Here is a 15,583-nt window from a genome sequence, read left to right as displayed (position 1 = left end):
GTCACCGCAGTGCGCCCAGCGGGTCGTCCAGCACCGGCTGCCAGGCCAGTTCGGCCGCGCCGACCAGGCTGTTGTGGTCCAGGGTGCAGGGCAGAATCGGTACGCCGCCGCTCTGGCCCCACAGGCTTCGGTCGGCGACGACCGCGCGGAGCCGGCCGGGGTCGGCGTCGAGCAGGGTGCGGTGCAGACCGCCCAGGATGATCCGGTCGGGGTTGAGGATGTTGACCAGGCCGGCGAGGCCGAGGCCGAGGCGGTCGATCAGGGCCTCGGCGGCCGTGCGGACGGCCCGGTCGGCGTACTGGGTGCGCAGCAGGTCGTTGGCCTGCTGGAGCAGGGAGACCTCGGGGCCGGGTTCGCGGCCCGCCTCGATGAGCAGGGCCAGCGGGTCCGCCTCGACGTCCAGGCAGCCGCGGCTGCCGCAGTGACACGGGCGGCCCTCGGGGTTGACGGTCAGGTGACCGACCTCCAGGGCGAGGCCCGAACTCCCGGTGTGCAGGCGGCCGTCGAGGACCAGGGCGCCGCCGACTCCCCGGTGCCCGGTGGCCACGCACAGCAGGTCCCGGGCACCCCGGCCCGCGCCGTGCCGGTGTTCGGCGAGCGCGGCGAGGTTCACGTCGTTGCCCGCGAAGGCGGGGCCGGTGATCCCGGCGGCCCACACGCACTCCGCGAAGATCCGGCGCACCGGGGCGCCCACGGACCAGGCCAGGTGGAGGGGGTTGAGGGCGAGGCCGTCGGGTTCGGCGACGGCGGACGGGACGGCGAGGCCGGCGCCCACGCACCGGCGGCCGGTGGTCCGCAGCAGGTCCGCGCCCGCCTCGACCACGGAGCCGAGCACCTTCGCCGGGTCGGCGTCGACGGTCTCACAGCCGGGCGCGGTCGCCACGATCCGCCCGCCGAGGCCGACCAGCGCGGCCCGGAAGCCGTCGGCGTGCACCTGCGCGGCGAGCACCACCGGCCCGTCCTCGGCGACCTCCAGCCGGTGCGAGGGGCGCCCCTGGGATCCGGCCCCCGCGCCGGGCCGGGCGTCGACCCGGATCAGGCCCAGCGCCTCCAGTTCGGCGGCCACCGCCCCGGCCGTCGCCCGCGTGACGCCGAGTTCGGCGGTGAGCACGGCCCGCGTCGGCGCCCGCCCGGTGTGCACCAGCTCCAGCGCGGGTCCGAGCGCACCGCGCCCCCGGTCCAGCCGTGCCCTGGAGGTGGTCCCTTCCCCCGACTTCCGGGGGTCCGCCTTGCCGCTCATGAGGGCGAGTCTCCCATGATCCGCTCCGGTCGTGGCATGCCGCGGTCTACAGGCCGCTCACCCGCAGCGTGATGTTCAGCCGCCCCGTAAGACCCAGCTCGGGCGGCGCCGTGCCGGGGTGCACGCGCGGCACCCCGTGGTAGGCGAGGCGGGACGGCCTTCCGAAGACGAACAGGTCGCCGCTGCGCAGCTCCACGTCGGTGTACGGCTTCGCGCGCGTCTCGGTGTTCCCGAAGCGGAACACGCAGCTGTCGCCGAGGCTCAGCGACACCACCGGCGCGGCCGACTTCTCGTCGCCGTCGCGATGCATGCCCATGCGGGCGTCGCCGTCGTAGAAGTTGATCAGCGCGACGTCGTACGGCTCGGCGGGGACCGCCTCCGGCCCGAGCGCGTCGGCGACCGCGCGGCGGCCCAGTTCGCCGAGCCAGGCCGGGAAGGGCTTCACCGGGGTGCCGTCGCCGTCGACCACCGTGCGGGCGTAGGCGTACGGGTACCAGTGCCAGCCCAGGCAGACCTGGCGGGCGGTCATCGTGCCGCCGCCCGGGGTGCGGACCGTGCGGAGTCCGGCCGGTGGCCGCGCCCAGTCCCGGCAGGCGGCGAGCAGGGAGCGCCGGCGGTCGTCGTCCAGCCAGTCCGGGACGTGCACGGCGCCCGGCGCGACCTCGGCGCGCGCCCGGGGAAAGAGTTCCACGTCCATGTGCCCCATCCTGCCGCACGGCAGCCCCACCCCGGCTGAGCTGCGGCTCCGCTAGCCTGGACGCACGATGAACGACCGTATGACGACACCGTGGGGCGAGTTCGAGCTGTCCCGCTTCCCCGAGGACCCGCGTGACCGGCTGCGCGCCTGGGACGCCTCCGACGCGTACCTGCTGCGGCACCTGGCCGAGGAGGGGGTGCCGCTCACCGGCTCGGTCGTGGTGGTCGGGGACCGCTGGGGCGCCCTGGCCACAGCGCTCGCCGAGCACCATCCGACGCAGATCACCGACTCCTTCCTGAGCCAGGAGGCAACCCGGGCGAACCTGGCCCGGGCGGGTGTCGAGCCCGGTGTCGTACAGCTGCTCACCACCCAGGATCCGCCGCCGGAGCGGGTGGACGTGCTGCTGGTGCGGGTGCCGAAGAGTCTCGCGCTGCTGGAGGACCAGTTGCTGCGGCTGGCGCCCGCCGTGCACGCGGGCACGGTCGTGGTGGGCACCGGGATGGTGAAGGAGATCCACACCTCCACGCTTCAGCTGTTCGAGCGGATTCTCGGGCCGACGCGGACCTCGCTCGCGCAGCAGAAGGCGCGGCTCATCTTCTGCACCCCGGACCCGTCGCTGGAGCGGCCCGCGAACCCGTGGCCGTACAGCTACGCGCTCCCGGACGGCATCGGACCGGCCTCGGGCCGCACGGTCGTCAACCACGCGGGCGTGTTCTGCGCCGACCGGCTGGACATCGGCACCCGGTTCTTCCTCGGTCACCTGCCCGCGCCGGGCGCCGCGCGGGTGGTGGACCTGGGGTGCGGGAACGGCGTCGTCGGTACGGCGGTGGCCCTCGCCGACCCCGCCGCCGAAGTGCTGTTCGTGGACGAGTCGTTCCAGGCGGTGGCCTCGGCGGAGGCCACGTACAAGGCCAACGGGGTGCCGGGGCACGCCGAGTTCCGGGTCGGGGACGGGCTGGCGGGAGTGGCGCCCGGCAGTGTGGACGTGGTGCTGAACAATCCGCCCTTCCACTCCCACCAGGCGACCACCGACGCCACGGCGTGGCGGATGTTCACCGGGGCGAAGCGCGCGCTGCGGCCGGGTGGCGAGCTGTGGGTGATCGGCAACCGGCACCTGGGCTACCACGTGAAGCTGAAGCGGCTCTTCGGGAACAGCCAACTGGTCGCAGGCGACCCGAAGTTCGTGGTGTTGAAGGCCGTCAAGAAGAGCTAGCGCCCAACGCCCCGGGCTCATACGGGCGTACGGCCATGGACTAGGCGGACGTACGGCCCAGTACGCCGATGATGCGGATCACCTCCCCCGCCATCGCCTCCCGGCCGACGCCCAGGTACTTGCGGGAGTCGACGGCCTCGGGGTGGGCCGCGAGGAACTCGCGGATCGCCGCGGTCATCGCCGCGTTCAGGGCGGTGCCTACGTTGACCTTGGCGATGCCGCCCGCGACCGCGTCCACCAGGCCGTCGTCCGGTACGCCGGAGGAGCCGTGCAGGACGAGCGGCACGGGCAGCGCGGCGGACAGCCGCTTGAGAAGGCCGTGGTCGAGGGCCGCGGTGCGGGTCGTCATGGCGTGCGTGCTGCCGATGGCGACGGCCAGGGCGTCGACGCCGGAGCCGCGGACGAAGTCGCGGGCCTGGTCGGGGTCGGTGCGGGCGCCCGGCGCGTGCGCGTCCAGCCGGGGCTGGCCGGCCTTGCCGCCGATCTGGCCCAACTCGGCCTCGATCCACAGACCTTGGGCATGGGCCCAGTCGGCGGCGGCGCGGGTCGCGGCGAGGTTCTCGGTGTACGACAGGCGGGCCGCGTCGTACATCACCGAGCTGAATCCGGCGCCGGCTGCCTGGCGCAGCAGGTCGTCGCTCTGCACATGGTCGAGGTGCAACGCGACGGGTACGTCGGCCCGTTCTGCCGCGGCGACCGCGGCGCGGGCCAGCGGCAGGAGCCGCCCGTAGCGGAACTTGACGGCGTTCTCGCTGATTTGGAGGACGACGGGCACCGCGGTCGCCTCGGCGCCGGCGATGACGGCCTCGATGTGTTCCAGGGTGACGACGTTGAAGGCGGCGACGGCGGAGCGGGCCTCGGCGGCGCGGGTGACCAGTTCGCCGGTGGTCGTGAGGGGCACAGCTGGGTTGTCCCTTCGTAGAACGTCCTGACGTAAGGCGTCCTGACGTAAGGCGTCCTGAGGCGCCGGTCAGGGGGTGAGGATCACGGAGCGGGTCAGGTGGCGCGGCTGGTCCGGGTCGAGGCCTCGGGCGGCGGCGACCGCGACCGCGAGCCGCTGGACGCGGACGAGTTCGGCGAGCGGGTCGAGCCCGTCGGCGACCCACAGCCCGCCGGTGCCGAGGACCTGTTCAGCGAGACCGTCGGGTGCCTCGCCGAGCATCCAGGTCGCCGTGCCGTCGGTGGTGATGCTGATCGGGCCGTGCCGGTACTCCATCGCCGGGTAGGCCTCGGTCCAGGACAGCGAGGCCTCGCGCATCTTCAACCCGGCTTCGCTGGCCAGTCCGACGGTCCAGCCACGGCCCAGGAAGGTGAACTGCGTGCAGTCGACCAGCCCTTCGGGCAGCGGCGCCGACAGGGCCGTGCGGGCGTCGGCCACGGCGGTGTCGGGGTGCAGGCCGAGATGGGCGCGCAGGAGGGTGAACGCGGTGGTGGCGAAGCGGGTCTGGACGACGGAGCGTTCGTCGGCGAAGTCCAGGACGACGAGGTCGTCGGCGGCGGTCATCACGGGGGTGGCCGGGTCGGCGGTGACGGCCGTGGTCCGCGTTGTCCCAGTCAATTCACCCAGCAGGTCGAGCACTTCGGTGGTGGTGCCGGAGCGGGTGAGGGCGACGACACGGTCGTACGACCGTCCGCGCGGGAACTCGGACGCCGCGAACGCGTCGCTCTCCCCCAGTCCGGCGCTCTCGCGCAGCACGGCCGCCGCCTGCGCCATGAAGTACGACGTCCCGCACCCGACGAACGCGACGCGCTCGCCCGGCGCCGGGAGCGCCCCCGCGTGTTGTCCGGCCGCCTCGGCCGCGCGCGTCCAGCACTCGGGCTGGCTGTTCAGCTCGTCCTCGACATGGCTCATGCCACACCCTTCCCTAGCTAGCTGATTGTTCCTGCAAGATATAGCGAGCTTTCGAGCACAATCAAGCATCCACGCTCAACGTGGGGTGCGCTAGGGTCGCCGTGAGATCGAAGAACGATCGAAGAGCGATCGAAGAACGGAACGACCGGAGACGCGGTCGCAGAGCGATCGGGAGCGGAGGCTGCGGATGTCCCGGGACGCCCGCTGGAAGGCGTTGCTGGAACTGCTCGTGGAGCGCGGCCGGCTGGAGGTCGAGGAGGCCGCGACCGAGCTGGAGGTGTCGGCGGCGACGATCCGCCGGGACTTCGACCAGCTCGCCGAGCAGCAGATGCTGGTGCGCACCCGGGGCGGGGCCGTGGTGCACGGGGTCTCGTACGAACTGCCGCTGCGCTACAAGACGGCCCGTCGCGCCTCCGAGAAGCAGCGCATCGCCAAGGCCGTCGCCGATCTCGTCGCGCCGGGCGAGGCGGTCGGGCTGACCGGCGGCACGACCACCACGGAGGTGGCCCGCGCGCTCGCCGTACGCGGCGACCTGAGCAGCGGCACTCCGGCGCTGACGATCGTCACGAACGCGCTCAACATCGCCAACGAGCTTGCCGTACGCCCGCAGTTCAAGATCGTGGTGACGGGCGGGGTGGCGCGCCCGCAGTCGTACGAGCTCATCGGCCCGCTGGCGGACGGGGTGTTGAGCCAGGTCACGCTCGACGTGGCGGTCCTGGGCGTCGTCGCCTTCGACGTCACGCACGGCGCGGCGGCGCACGACGAGGCGGAGGCCGCGATCAACCGGCTGCTGTGCGAACGCGCCGAGCGGGTGGTGGTCGCCGCGGACTCGAGCAAGCTGGGCCAGCGGGCGTTCGCCCGGATCTGCGGGGCCGATCTGGTCGACACGCTGGTGACGGACAAGGCGGTGGGGCAGGACCAGGTACGCCGCTTCGAGGAAGCGGGCGTTCAGGTGTTGACGGTCTGACGCCCGCCGGTGTCAGATGCCCCCGAGGTCCGCCTTCACGAACCCCGCGCCCCGCTGGTCGTTGCAGCCGACCGGCTTACGGTCCCCGGGGTCGGGCCAGGCCTGCTGCGCCTGGAGGGCCACGCTGACGAGGGTGAGCAGCAGATCGACGTCGCTCGCGGCGTCGAGCCGCAGGGTCACCCACTGCGACCCCGGCACGATCCGGATCGCGCCCGAGGCCTTGAGATCCTTGGCGAACCGCCGGACGGCCCGGGTGGTCAGCCGCAGATCCACATCACGGTCCGAGTGGAAGTGGGCGATCTCGCCCTGCGGCGAACTCACCGCCTGCCCCCGGCCGCAGCTGGGCACGGCCGGTCTCAGGTCCGGCCAGGTCGCCAGTAGCGCGAGCGCGCGCGAGGCCAACGTCATGGGCCCATCATGGCCTGCTCATCCCTCTGCAACCAGCTCGTGAGCAAGCATTAACCGACTTGTATCCGCTGTGCGTTCATGACCCGCACAGGTGTCCCGGCTCCGAGCGCGAACCGCAGCTCGTCATGAAGGCGACGGCCGTGCGGTCGCCCCCGGCAGCCATCAACTCCCTTGCGGCCGTCGGCGGACATCTCTACGCTGACTTTGTGCCGCTAATAAACAAAACCCGACCGCACAGCGTCGTGCCGGGCACCGACCTTGCTCGTCTGCGCGCTGCGATCACCGCCTTCTTCGCCCTGGACGGCTTCATCTTCGCCGGGTGGGTCGTCCGTATCCCTGACATCAAGCACCAGACGCACGCCTCCGCCGGCGCCCTCGGGCTCGCGCTGCTCGGGGTGTCCGCGGGTGCGGTGCTCACCATGACGCTCACCGGGCGGCTGTGCCGCCGCTACGGCAGCCATCCGGTGACCGTCGTGTGCATGGTGGTGCTCGCGCTGAGTGTCGCGCTGCCCCCGCTCACCCACTCCGCAGCGGCGCTCGGCGCCGTCCTGCTGCTCTTCGGGGCTGGGTACGGCGGCGTGAACGTGGCTTTCAACAGCGCCGCCGTCGATCTGGTGGCCGCGCTGCGCAGGCCGATCATGCCGAGTTTCCACGCGGCGTTCAGCCTCGGCGGGATGGTCGGCGCGGGCCTCGGCGGGCTGGTCGCCGGTGCGGTCTCCCCAGCGCGGCATCTGCTCGGTCTCACCCTCATCGGGCTGGTGGTCACGGCCGTCGCCGGGCGGACCCTGCTGCGGCACGAGCCTCCCGTGCCACCGGAGCGTGAACTGGCGGAGGCGGGCGGTCGGGCGCGCCGGGCGGACGGCCGTACCCGGGGGCTGGTCATGGTGTTCGGGCTGATCGCGCTGTGCACGGCCTACGGCGAGGGGGCCATGGCCGACTGGGGCGCCCTCCACCTCCAGCAGGACCTGGCGGCCTCGTCGGGCGTGGCGGCGGCCGGGTACGCATGCTTCGCGCTCGCCATGACCGCCGGCCGGCTGACCGGGACGGCCCTGCTGGAGCGCCTCGGCCGCGCACGGACCGTGATCGCCGGCGGCACCACCGCGGCGGCGGGGATGCTGCTCGGCTCGCTCGCGCCGTCCGCGTGGGCGGCGCTGCTGGGCTTCGCCGTCACCGGACTCGGCCTCGCCAACCTCTTCCCGGTCGCCGTGGAACGGGCCGGCGCCCTGACCGGCGCTTCCGGTGTCGCCGTGGCCTCCACCCTGGGCTACGGCGGCATGCTGCTCGGGCCGCCCGCGATCGGGTTCATGGCCGACTGGTTCTCCCTGCCCGCCGCGCTCACGAGCGTCGCCGTACTGGCCGCCGTGGCCGCGGTCATCGGGGTGTCGACTCGGCGGGTGATGAGCGGTTGAGGACGGGGGAACGTCGTGTCCCCAGGGACAAATGGCGTGCCTTCCAGCGGGCTCCATCCGGCAGACTCACCCGCATGGAGAATGCTGAGTACCTTGAGACGCTGGACCAAGAGGGCCGCCTGCTGGCGGCAGCCGCCGAGCAGGCCGGTACCGATGCCAAGGTGCCGACCTGCCCTGAGTGGCATGTCCGGGACCTGTTGCGGCACACGGGCGCGGTGCATCGGTGGGCCGCCGCCCTCGTCGCCGACGCGCACACCGCCCCGCGCCCCCTCACGGACGGCCCGGACCTGGACGGCGCCGAGCTGGTGGCCTGGTACCGGGACAGCCACCGTCTGCTGGTGGACACCCTGGCCACCGCGCCCGCCGACCTGGAGTGCTGGACCTTCCATCCTGCGCCCTGCCCTTCGCCGCTGACGTTCTGGACCCGGCGGCAGGCGCACGAGACGGCCGTGCACCGGTACGACGCCGAGGCCGCGCGGGGCGGCACGGCCGCCCCGGTCGCCACGGACTTCGCGGTGGACGGCATCGACGAGCTGCTGCACGGCTTCCACGCCCGCAGCAGGAGCCGGTTGCGTGCGCAGGAGCCGAGGGTGCTGCGGGTGCGCGCGGAGGACGGAGGCGCGGACGCGGTGTGGACCGTACGGCTGAGCACGGAGCCGCCGGTGACCTCGCGGGACGCGTCCGGCGCGGCCGACGCCGAACTGTCAGGGCCCGCCCACGAGTTGTACCTGGCGCTGTGGAACCGGGTGCCGGTGCCGCAGGTGTCCGGCGACCGTTCACTGGAGACGCTGTGGCGGGAGAAGGGCGCTATCGGTTAGCCGAGTTGCTTCGTCGGACCGAGGGCTCGACGGGGCGTCAGTTCGCCAGCATCCGGGCCAGCACCGCGCGTTGCACGGGCCGTACCTCGCCGTGCAACGCGCGCCCTTTCGCCGTGAGCGCCACGCGCACCCCGCGCCGGTCCTCCGGGCACATGGCCCGCTCGACCAGACCGTCGTTCTCCAGGCGGCCGATCAGCCGGGAGAGCGCGCTCTGGCTGAGGTGGACCCGCTCGGAGATCTCCTGCACGCGATAGGCGCAGGTGCCGTCCGCCGTCACGCCCTCGGCGAGCACGTCGAGCACCTCGAAGTCGCTGGCGCACAGGCCGTGTCCGCCGAGCGCCCGGTCCAACTCGCACTGGGTGCGGGCGTGCAGGTCCAGGATGTCCCGCCACTGCTCCACGAGCGCCTGATCGGCCGTCACTTGGGCCTTCTTCGCCGCCATGAGCGCACCGTAGCAGAGAAGCGAATTCATTGCATCAGAATTAAATGCGTTTGCATTCGATGCATGCGCATGTAGTGTCTTGGGCATGACCTCTCCGCTCACCTCCCCCGCGGTCCCTTCGCAGGCGGTTCGCTGGACTCCCCGGCTGTGGGGCACCCTTCTGGTGCTGTGCGCCGCGATGTTCCTGGACGCGCTCGACGTCTCGATGGTCGGCGTCGCACTGCCGTCCATCGGCTCCGATCTCCATCTGTCCACGTCGACGCTGCAATGGATCGTCAGCGGCTACATCCTGGGATACGGCGGTCTGCTCCTGCTCGGCGGACGCACCGCCGACCTGCTGGGGCGGCGCCAGGTGTTCCTCGTCGCCCTCGGCGTCTTCGCGCTGGCCTCGCTGCTCGGCGGCGTCGTGGACTCGGGTCCGCTGCTGATCGCGAGCCGCTTCATCAAGGGGCTGAGCGCGGCCTTCACCGCACCGGCGGGTCTGTCGATCATCACGACCACGTTCCCGGAGGGCCCGCTGCGCAACCGCGCACTCTCCATCTACACCACCTGCGCCGCCACCGGATTCTCGATGGGCCTGGTGCTCTCCGGCCTGCTCACCGAGGTGAGCTGGCGCTTCACCATGCTGCTGCCCGGGCCCATCGCCCTGATCGCGCTGCTCGTGGGTGTGAAGCTGCTGCCGCGCAGCGCCCGCGAGGAGAATCACGACGGCTACGACATCCCCGGCGCCGTCCTCGGCACCGCGGCCATGCTGCTGCTGGTCTTCACCGTCGTCCAGGCGCCTCAGGCCGGCTGGGCCTCGGCCCGCACCCTGCTGTCGTTCCTCGCGGTCGCCGCGCTGCTGACCGCGTTCGTCCTGGTCGAGCGGCGCTCGCCGAGCCCGCTGATCCGGCTCGGGGTGCTGCGCTCCGGCAACCAGATCCGCGCCCAGCTCGGCGCGGTGGCCTTCTTCGGGTCGTACGTCGGCTTCCAGTTCCTGACCACGCTCTACATGCAGTCCCTGCTCGGCTGGTCGGCGCTGCACACGGCCCTCGCCTTCCTGCCGGCGGGCACGCTGGTGGCCGTGTCGTCGACGAAGGTCGGCGCGATCGTGGACCGGTTCGGCACGCAGCGGCTGATCGCGACCGGGTTCGCGCTGATGGCCCTCGGGTACGCGCTGTTCCTGCGCATCGACCTCGACCCGGTGTACGCGGACGTCATCCTGCCGTCGATGCTGCTGATCGGCGCCGCCTGCGCGCTGGTCTTCCCGTCGCTCAACATCCAGGCCACCAACGGGGTCGAGGACCACGAGCAGGGCATGGTCTCCGGGCTGCTCAACACCTCGATCCAGGTGGGCGGGGCGATCTTCCTCGCCGCGGTGACGGCCGTGGTGACCGCGCAGGCCCCCGCGCACGCCACCCCGCAGGCCGTCCTCGACAGCTACCGGCCCGGCTTCATGGTCGTCACGGGCATCGCCCTGGCCGGCCTGCTGATCACCCTCACCGGGCTGCGCACCCGCCGCAGCCACCAGACGATCGTCGTCGCCAGGTCCACCGTGGAGGAGGCGGACGCGGACCGTGTACCGGTCCGCGACTGATCGGGGCGAGCGAACCGAAGGGGCACCGGCTGAAGCGCCCCGGAGGTGAGCCGCCGCTGAAAGGGCGACCGCCTCCGTACGTGCGCCCGGCGGGAGTTGGCTGTCCCGCCGGGCGCACGTCTGTGAGACTGACGGTATGTACGAATACGAGGGACATGGGGGACGGCGCACCAAGGCCGAGCAGGATGCGGCCATGGTGGAGGTCGGGTACGCGCTGGTCAGCGCGGCCTTCGCGGCGGCCGTGGTGTTCGGTGCCGTCGCCGGGCCGGCGCTGCTGTTCGACCTGCCGCGGCTGCTCGGCGCCGCCCTGCTGCGGCTCGGCCTGACGGCCGCGCCGGTGGTCTTCGTGGCCCGGGTGGTGCGTGTGCTGGTCCGCTTCCGGCGGGCCGCTCAGCCCAGCCAGCCCGGCCGCACCAACCCCGACTCGTAGGCCAGGACGACGAGTTGGGCGCGGTCCCGGGCGCCCAGTTTCACCATCGTGCGGCTGACGTGGGTCTTGGCGGTGAGCGGGCTGACCACGAGGCGCCGGGCGATCTCCTCGTTGGACAGGCCGATGCCGACCAGCGCCATCACCTCCCGTTCCCGCTCGGTGAGTTGGGCCAGGGCGTCCGCGGCGGCGGGTTCCTTGGAACGGGCCGCGAACTCGGCGATCAGACGGCGCGTGACACTCGGCGACAGCAGCGCGTCACCCTCCACCACCGCCCTTACGGCACGCAGGAGTTCGTCCGGCTCGGTGTCCTTCACCAGGAAACCGGAGGCGCCCGAACGGATCGCCTCGAAGACGTACTCGTCCAGTTCGAAGGTGGTCAGCATGACCACCTTCACGTCCTTCAGCTCCGCGTCCCCGGTGATCCGCCGGGTCGCGGCCAGACCGTCCAGCAGGGGCATGCGGATGTCCATCAGGACGACGTCGGGCCGCAGTTCGCTCACCTTGCGCAGCGCTTCGTCGCCGTCCGCCGCCTCGCCCGCCACCTCGATGTCGGGCTGCGCGTCGAGCAGCGCCCTGAAACCGGCCCGCACGAGCGACTGGTCGTCGGCGAGCAGTACCCGGATCACCGGTCCTCCCTGGTGTGCAGCGGCAGTACGGCGAGCACCCGGAAGCCGCCGTCGGGGCGCGGGCCCGCCTCGATGGTGCCACCCAGCGCCGCGGCCCGCTCCCGCATCCCCGCCAGCCCGTTCCCGCTGCCGCCGGCGTCCGCGCCGGTCGCGGGCCCGTCATCGTCGATCCACAGCCGCAGGGCGCCCGCGTCGTGGGCGAAGCGTACGCGCGCGTGGCGCGATCCGGAGTGCCGTACGACGTTGGTGAGGGCCTCCTGCACGATCCGGAAGGCGGCAAGGTCGGCACCGGGCGCCAGCCGCGGCGGCTCGCCCTCGATGTCGACACTCAGCCCGGCGGACGCGGCCTGTTCCACGAGTTCCGGCAGCCGGTCCAGGCCCGGCGCGGGAGTACGCGGGGCGGCACCCGGGGCGCGCAGGGTGTCGAGGACTTGGCGCACCTCGCCGAGCGCCTCCTTGCTGGCGGCCTTGATGGTGGTGAGCGCGGCGCGCGCCTGCTCGGGGTCGCTGTCGAGGAGTGCGAGCCCCATACCCGCCTGGACGTTGATGACCGAGATGCTGTGGGCGAGGACGTCGTGCAGTTCGCGGGCTATCCGCAGCCGTTCCTCGTCCGCCCGCCGCCGGGCCGCCTGCGCGCGGTCCGCGCGCTCCCGCGCCCACTGCTCGCGCCGCACCCGGGCCAGCTCGGAGACCGTCGCGATGGCCAGAACCCAGGTGGCGACGCCGAGCTCCTGGATGATGCTCGCCCCCTGGTCCCCCGCGGGTGGCAGCCAGCGGTAGAGCCAGAGCGCGACCAGGGCGTGCCCGGCCCACAGCAGGCCGACCGCCGTCCAGGCGGCCCGCCGGTGCCCGGCGACGACGGCGCTGAAGCAGCCGACGGCGACGGCCAGGAAGACCGGGCCGTAAGGGTAGCCGGCAGCCAGGTAGACCAGGGTCGCGGCGCACGTGGCGTAGACGGCGAGGACGGGGTGGCGGTGCCGCCACAGCAGCACCAGCGAGGCCAGGAGCAGCAGCACGCGCGCGTAGGGGTCGAGGGGCTGGCGGTGCGGCTGGGCATGCGCGGCAAAGTTCGAGCCGATCAGCACGAACGCGGTGAGCAGCGCGGTGGAGCGCCACGGCAGGCGCGTGCGGTGCGCCTCGGGGCCGCCGGCGCGCTGCCACCACGGGGGTCCGTACCGCCACCAGCGCGAGGGCCCTCCTCCGTGCTGCTCATCCATGACCGCCACGCTAGACGCCGACGGGCGCCGAGGTCGTCAGCCGGGCGAGGTGATCACCAGTACTCCCCGGGGAGTACGGCAGCACGAAGTACGGCACCCTGCCGCGCCGTCAGCGCAGCCCCACCCCATGTGCCAGCCGGATCGCCGCGTGCCGGAAGAAGGTCTCCCGGTCCTCCACCACCCGGTTGAACTGCCCGAACAGCTCGAATCCGACGAGTCCGAACAGCTGGGCCCAGGCCGCCACCAGCGCGGCAGCCGCCTCGGGGGGCAGATCGGGGGTGAGGTCCGCCGCCATGCGTTCGGCCTCGGGGCGCAGTTCGGCGGGGAGGGGGAGGTCGGCGAGGCCGGGACCCTGGTGGGCGTCGCGGACGATGCCGATGAAGAGCAGGCCGACGCGGGCGGCGGACGGGACGGTGGTCTCGGGGGCGGAGTAGCCGGGCACGGGCGATCCGTAGATCAGGGCGTACTCGTGCGGGTGGGTGAGGGCCCAGTCGCGCACCGCCTCGCACACGGCGGTCCAGCGCCGCACGTGGTCCGCGTCGGCACTCTTCAGGTGGGCTGCCTCTGCCGCCTCGCCGAGGGAGTCGTAGGCGTCGATGATCAGGGCGGTCAGCAGTTCGTCACGGCTGGGGAAGTAGCGGTAGAGCGCCGAGGAGACCATGCCCAGCTCGCGGGCGACGGCCCGTAGCGAGAGCTTGGCCGCGCCCTCGGCCGCGAGCTGTCGGCGCGCTTCGTCCTTGATGGCAGCGGTGACTTCGATCCTGGCCCGCGCGCGGGCGCCTTGTGCGGTGCTCATGGCAGCAGTGTGCCACGCAGACAGAGCAGCGCACACAATCAAGAGCAGTGCTCTTGCTTTGGAGCACCCGTATCCCCCACACTGAAGTCAAGCGAGAGCACCGCTCTCCCAAACCGTGGGGGTCACCATGTCGTCTGCGTCTTCTTCTTCGTCCGCTTCCTCTTCGCCCTACTACCGCAAGGGCAGCCCGATGGAGGTGCGGCTGAACGGGATCATCGGCTGGCTCGCCCGGCACGGGATCAGCCTCGCGGGCAGCGCGGAGCTGTCGGTGCGCGGGCGCAAGAGCGGGCAGATGCAGCGCATCCCGGTCAACCCGCACACGTACGAGGGCGAGCAGTACCTCGTCTCGGCGCGCGGCCACTCCCAGTGGGTGCGCAACATGCGCGCCGCCGCCGGCGGCGAGCTGCGGGTGGGCCGGAAGGTGCGCACGTTCACCGCGGTGGAGCTTCCCGACGCGGAGAAGCTCCCGATCCTGCGGACCTACCTGGAGAAGTGGGGCTGGGAGGTCAACCAGTACTTCCAGGGCGTGACGGCCACATCCTCCGACGAGGAGATCGTCGCGGCGGCCGGCGACCACCCCGTCTTCCGGATCACCGTCACGAAGTGACCGGGTCCTCCGCAGGAGCCGGGTCCTCCACGGAGACGGAGCGCCCCCGGTCCAGCGCGGTCAGGGCGCGCTGGGCCAACGGACGGGACCGGACGATCTCGGCCAGCGTGGTGGAGCCCTGGGTGATCTCCCGGAACGCCCGCCACGCCGGGCGGAACCCGGTGAGGGCAGCGTGGAAGAAACCGGGGCGGCGCTCGAACGCGGCCAGCAGGTGCTTGCCGACGCTCATCTCGACGCCGAGCCCCGCCTTGATCGCGAAGGCGTAGTTCAGGGCCTGGCGACGGGCGTCGACCGCGTCGTGCGCCTCGGCGATCCGCACCGCCCACTCCCCCGCCAGCCGCCCCGAGCGCAGCGCGTAGGAAATACCTTCGCGGGTCCACGGCTCCAGCAGGCCGGCCGCGTCCCCGCACACCAGCACCCGGCCGCGGGACAGCGGCGAGTCGTCGGCCCGGCAACGGGTCAGGTGGCCGGAGGAGACGCTCGGTTCGAACCCGGCGAGCCCGAGCCGCCCGACCAGGTCCTCCAAGTAGCGCTTGGTGGCCGCGCCTTCGCCCCGCGCGGAGATCACGCCGACCGTCAGGGTGTCGCCCTTCGGGAAGACCCAGCCGTAACTGCCGGGAATCGGGCCCCAGTCGATGAGGGCCCGGCCCTTCCAGTCCTCGGCGACGGTCTCCGGCACCGGGATCTCCGCCTCCAGGCCGAGATCCACGTGGTCCAGCTTCACACCGACGTGGGCGCCTATGCGGCTGGCGCTGCCGTCGGCGCCGACGACCGCGCGGGCCAGCACGGTCTCGCCGCCCTGGAGGATCACGGCGACGGTGCGCCGGTCGGGCACCGCCGAGCCGTGCTGCTCGACCCGCTGCACCGTGACGCCCGTACGCAGCTCGGCGCCGGCCTTCTGTGCGTGCTCGACCAGCTGCTGGTCGAACTCGGGCCGGTTGATCAGCCCGAACAGCATCTGCTTGGAGCGGCGGGTCCGGGTGAAGCGCCCGTTGTTCGAGAAGGTGACCGCGTGCGCGCGGTCCTGGAAGGGCAGCTCGAAGCCGGGCGGCAGGGCGTCGCGCGAGGGGCCGATGATGCCGCCGCCGCACGTCTTGTAACGGGGCAGCTCGGCCTTCTCCAGCAACAGGACACGCCGTCCGGTCACAGCCGCCGCGTACGCGGCCGAGGCCCCCGCCGGTCCCGCGCCCACCACGACGACGTCCCACACCTGCTGCGCGTCGTCCGCCGACCAGTTCTCGCCGCTCACGATGGTCTACTGCTCCGATCAAGCCGCTGCCCAACC

Annotated in this window: 17 protein-coding genes; 7 read left to right on the top strand and 10 right to left on the bottom strand. The window is 72.7% G+C overall.

The window, feature by feature from the left end; translation table 11 throughout:
* Nucleotide 1 precedes the first annotated feature (1 nt).
* Together ACWD3E_RS19995 and ACWD3E_RS19990 are read right to left on the bottom strand one after the other, a co-directional pair.
* Nucleotides 2-1,240: an ROK family protein gene (locus ACWD3E_RS19995; protein WP_451388884.1), complete on the bottom strand. Its 1,239-nt coding sequence runs from the start codon at nt 1,238-1,240 to the stop codon at nt 2-4.
* Nucleotides 1,241-1,286: 46 nt separating this feature from the next.
* Entirely contained in the window at nt 1,287-1,937 is a 651-nt protein-coding gene (locus ACWD3E_RS19990) for an alpha-ketoglutarate-dependent dioxygenase AlkB family protein (RefSeq protein WP_451388883.1), read from the bottom strand.
* Between the two features lie 79 nt (nt 1,938-2,016).
* Between ACWD3E_RS19990 and ACWD3E_RS19985 the strand changes: the two genes are divergently transcribed.
* Complete coding sequence (locus ACWD3E_RS19985) at nt 2,017-3,150, top strand: methyltransferase (RefSeq protein WP_451388991.1); 1,134 nt, start codon at nt 2,017-2,019, stop codon at nt 3,148-3,150.
* A 40-nt stretch (nt 3,151-3,190) separates the two neighbouring features.
* On the opposite strand, the gene ACWD3E_RS19980 is transcribed toward ACWD3E_RS19985, so the two are convergent.
* Nucleotides 3,191-4,051, bottom strand: coding sequence for a class II fructose-bisphosphate aldolase (locus tag ACWD3E_RS19980; RefSeq protein ID WP_451388882.1), 861 nt, complete (start codon nt 4,049-4,051; stop codon nt 3,191-3,193).
* A 69-nt stretch (nt 4,052-4,120) separates the two neighbouring features.
* Nucleotides 4,121-5,002 (bottom strand): SIS domain-containing protein, encoded by an 882-nt coding sequence (locus ACWD3E_RS19975; protein WP_451388881.1) that lies wholly within the window; start codon nt 5,000-5,002, stop codon nt 4,121-4,123.
* 187 nt (nt 5,003-5,189) lie between these two features.
* Here ACWD3E_RS19975 and ACWD3E_RS19970 point away from each other — a divergent pair, with 187 nt between their 5' ends.
* The gene (locus ACWD3E_RS19970) at nt 5,190-5,969 is read left to right on the top strand and encodes a DeoR/GlpR family DNA-binding transcription regulator (protein ID WP_451388880.1); all 780 of its coding nucleotides are present in this window, start codon (nt 5,190-5,192) and stop codon (nt 5,967-5,969) included.
* Nucleotides 5,970-5,981: 12 nt separating this feature from the next.
* Here the strand turns inward: ACWD3E_RS19970 and ACWD3E_RS19965 are convergent, their stop codons facing one another.
* Nucleotides 5,982-6,377, bottom strand: a complete 396-nt coding sequence (locus tag ACWD3E_RS19965) for a luciferase domain-containing protein (RefSeq protein ID WP_451388879.1) — start codon at nt 6,375-6,377, stop codon at nt 5,982-5,984.
* 242 nt (nt 6,378-6,619) lie between these two features.
* Here ACWD3E_RS19965 and ACWD3E_RS19960 point away from each other — a divergent pair, with 242 nt between their 5' ends.
* Together ACWD3E_RS19960 and ACWD3E_RS19955 are read left to right on the top strand one after the other, a co-directional pair.
* Nucleotides 6,620-7,786 carry an MFS transporter gene (locus ACWD3E_RS19960; protein ID WP_451388878.1) on the top strand — a complete coding sequence of 389 codons (1,167 nt, stop codon included), beginning with the start codon at nt 6,620-6,622 and terminating at the stop codon, nt 7,784-7,786.
* A 74-nt stretch (nt 7,787-7,860) separates the two neighbouring features.
* A complete protein-coding gene (locus ACWD3E_RS19955; RefSeq protein ID WP_451388877.1) occupies nt 7,861-8,604 on the top strand; it encodes a maleylpyruvate isomerase family mycothiol-dependent enzyme in 744 nt (247 codons plus the stop codon).
* A gap of 37 nt (nt 8,605-8,641) precedes the next feature.
* Here the strand turns inward: ACWD3E_RS19955 and ACWD3E_RS19950 are convergent, their stop codons facing one another.
* Entirely contained in the window at nt 8,642-9,046 is a 405-nt protein-coding gene (locus tag ACWD3E_RS19950; protein ID WP_451388876.1) for a MarR family winged helix-turn-helix transcriptional regulator, read from the bottom strand.
* 85 nt (nt 9,047-9,131) lie between these two features.
* Between ACWD3E_RS19950 and ACWD3E_RS19945 the strand changes: the two genes are divergently transcribed.
* Together ACWD3E_RS19945 and ACWD3E_RS19940 are read left to right on the top strand one after the other, a co-directional pair.
* Complete coding sequence (locus tag ACWD3E_RS19945; protein WP_451388875.1) at nt 9,132-10,622, top strand: MFS transporter; 1,491 nt, start codon at nt 9,132-9,134, stop codon at nt 10,620-10,622.
* Between the two features lie 136 nt (nt 10,623-10,758).
* Nucleotides 10,759-11,052, top strand: a complete 294-nt coding sequence (locus ACWD3E_RS19940; protein ID WP_451388874.1) for a DUF6332 family protein — start codon at nt 10,759-10,761, stop codon at nt 11,050-11,052.
* On the opposite strand, the gene ACWD3E_RS19935 is transcribed toward ACWD3E_RS19940, so the two are convergent.
* The 3 genes from ACWD3E_RS19935 to ACWD3E_RS19925 all read right to left on the bottom strand — a co-directional run bounded on the left by ACWD3E_RS19935 (nt 11,013) and on the right by ACWD3E_RS19925 (nt 13,691).
* Nucleotides 11,013-11,678, bottom strand: coding sequence for a response regulator (locus ACWD3E_RS19935; RefSeq protein WP_451388873.1), 666 nt, complete (start codon nt 11,676-11,678; stop codon nt 11,013-11,015). The genes ACWD3E_RS19940 and ACWD3E_RS19935 overlap by 40 nt on opposite strands.
* Nucleotides 11,675-12,895 carry a sensor histidine kinase gene (locus ACWD3E_RS19930; protein WP_451388872.1) on the bottom strand — a complete coding sequence of 407 codons (1,221 nt, stop codon included), beginning with the start codon at nt 12,893-12,895 and terminating at the stop codon, nt 11,675-11,677. Before ACWD3E_RS19930 ends, ACWD3E_RS19935 begins: the two co-directional genes overlap by 4 nt.
* Nucleotides 12,896-13,004: 109 nt before the next feature.
* The gene (locus ACWD3E_RS19925) at nt 13,005-13,691 is read right to left on the bottom strand and encodes a TetR/AcrR family transcriptional regulator (RefSeq protein ID WP_451388871.1); all 687 of its coding nucleotides are present in this window, start codon (nt 13,689-13,691) and stop codon (nt 13,005-13,007) included.
* A 127-nt stretch (nt 13,692-13,818) separates the two neighbouring features.
* Here ACWD3E_RS19925 and ACWD3E_RS19920 point away from each other — a divergent pair, with 127 nt between their 5' ends.
* Complete coding sequence (locus ACWD3E_RS19920) at nt 13,819-14,298, top strand: nitroreductase family deazaflavin-dependent oxidoreductase (protein WP_451388870.1); 480 nt, start codon at nt 13,819-13,821, stop codon at nt 14,296-14,298.
* On the opposite strand, the gene ACWD3E_RS19915 is transcribed toward ACWD3E_RS19920, so the two are convergent.
* Nucleotides 14,288-15,547: a geranylgeranyl reductase family protein gene (locus ACWD3E_RS19915; protein WP_451388869.1), complete on the bottom strand. Its 1,260-nt coding sequence runs from the start codon at nt 15,545-15,547 to the stop codon at nt 14,288-14,290. The two genes, ACWD3E_RS19920 and ACWD3E_RS19915, sit on opposite strands and share 11 nt — an antisense overlap.
* Nucleotides 15,548-15,583 lie beyond the last annotated feature (36 nt).

The sequence above is a fragment of the Streptomyces sp. NPDC002676 genome (genome assembly GCF_053592455.1).
The sequence above is the reverse complement of the archived record's forward strand: the minus strand, read 5'-3'. Positions and strand labels throughout refer to the sequence as shown.

Coding starts and splice junctions, on each gene's coding strand:
- ACWD3E_RS19955 (WP_451388877.1), top strand. CDS start 7,861: ATGGAGAATGCTGAGTACCTTGAGACGCTGGACCAAGAGGGCCGCCTG.
- ACWD3E_RS19975 (WP_451388881.1), bottom strand. CDS start 5,002: ATGAGCCATGTCGAGGACGAGCTGAACAGCCAGCCCGAGTGCTGGACG.
- ACWD3E_RS19995 (WP_451388884.1), bottom strand. CDS start 1,240: ATGAGCGGCAAGGCGGACCCCCGGAAGTCGGGGGAAGGGACCACCTCC.
- ACWD3E_RS19920 (WP_451388870.1), top strand. CDS start 13,819: ATGTCGTCTGCGTCTTCTTCTTCGTCCGCTTCCTCTTCGCCCTACTAC.
- ACWD3E_RS19925 (WP_451388871.1), bottom strand. CDS start 13,691: ATGAGCACCGCACAAGGCGCCCGCGCGCGGGCCAGGATCGAAGTCACC.
- ACWD3E_RS19965 (WP_451388879.1), bottom strand. CDS start 6,377: ATGACGTTGGCCTCGCGCGCGCTCGCGCTACTGGCGACCTGGCCGGAC.
- ACWD3E_RS19970 (WP_451388880.1), top strand. CDS start 5,190: ATGTCCCGGGACGCCCGCTGGAAGGCGTTGCTGGAACTGCTCGTGGAG.
- ACWD3E_RS19985 (WP_451388991.1), top strand. CDS start 2,017: ATGACGACACCGTGGGGCGAGTTCGAGCTGTCCCGCTTCCCCGAGGAC.
- ACWD3E_RS19945 (WP_451388875.1), top strand. CDS start 9,132: ATGACCTCTCCGCTCACCTCCCCCGCGGTCCCTTCGCAGGCGGTTCGC.
- ACWD3E_RS19930 (WP_451388872.1), bottom strand. CDS start 12,895: ATGGATGAGCAGCACGGAGGAGGGCCCTCGCGCTGGTGGCGGTACGGA.
- ACWD3E_RS19940 (WP_451388874.1), top strand. CDS start 10,759: ATGTACGAATACGAGGGACATGGGGGACGGCGCACCAAGGCCGAGCAG.
- ACWD3E_RS19990 (WP_451388883.1), bottom strand. CDS start 1,937: ATGGACGTGGAACTCTTTCCCCGGGCGCGCGCCGAGGTCGCGCCGGGC.
- ACWD3E_RS19950 (WP_451388876.1), bottom strand. CDS start 9,046: ATGGCGGCGAAGAAGGCCCAAGTGACGGCCGATCAGGCGCTCGTGGAG.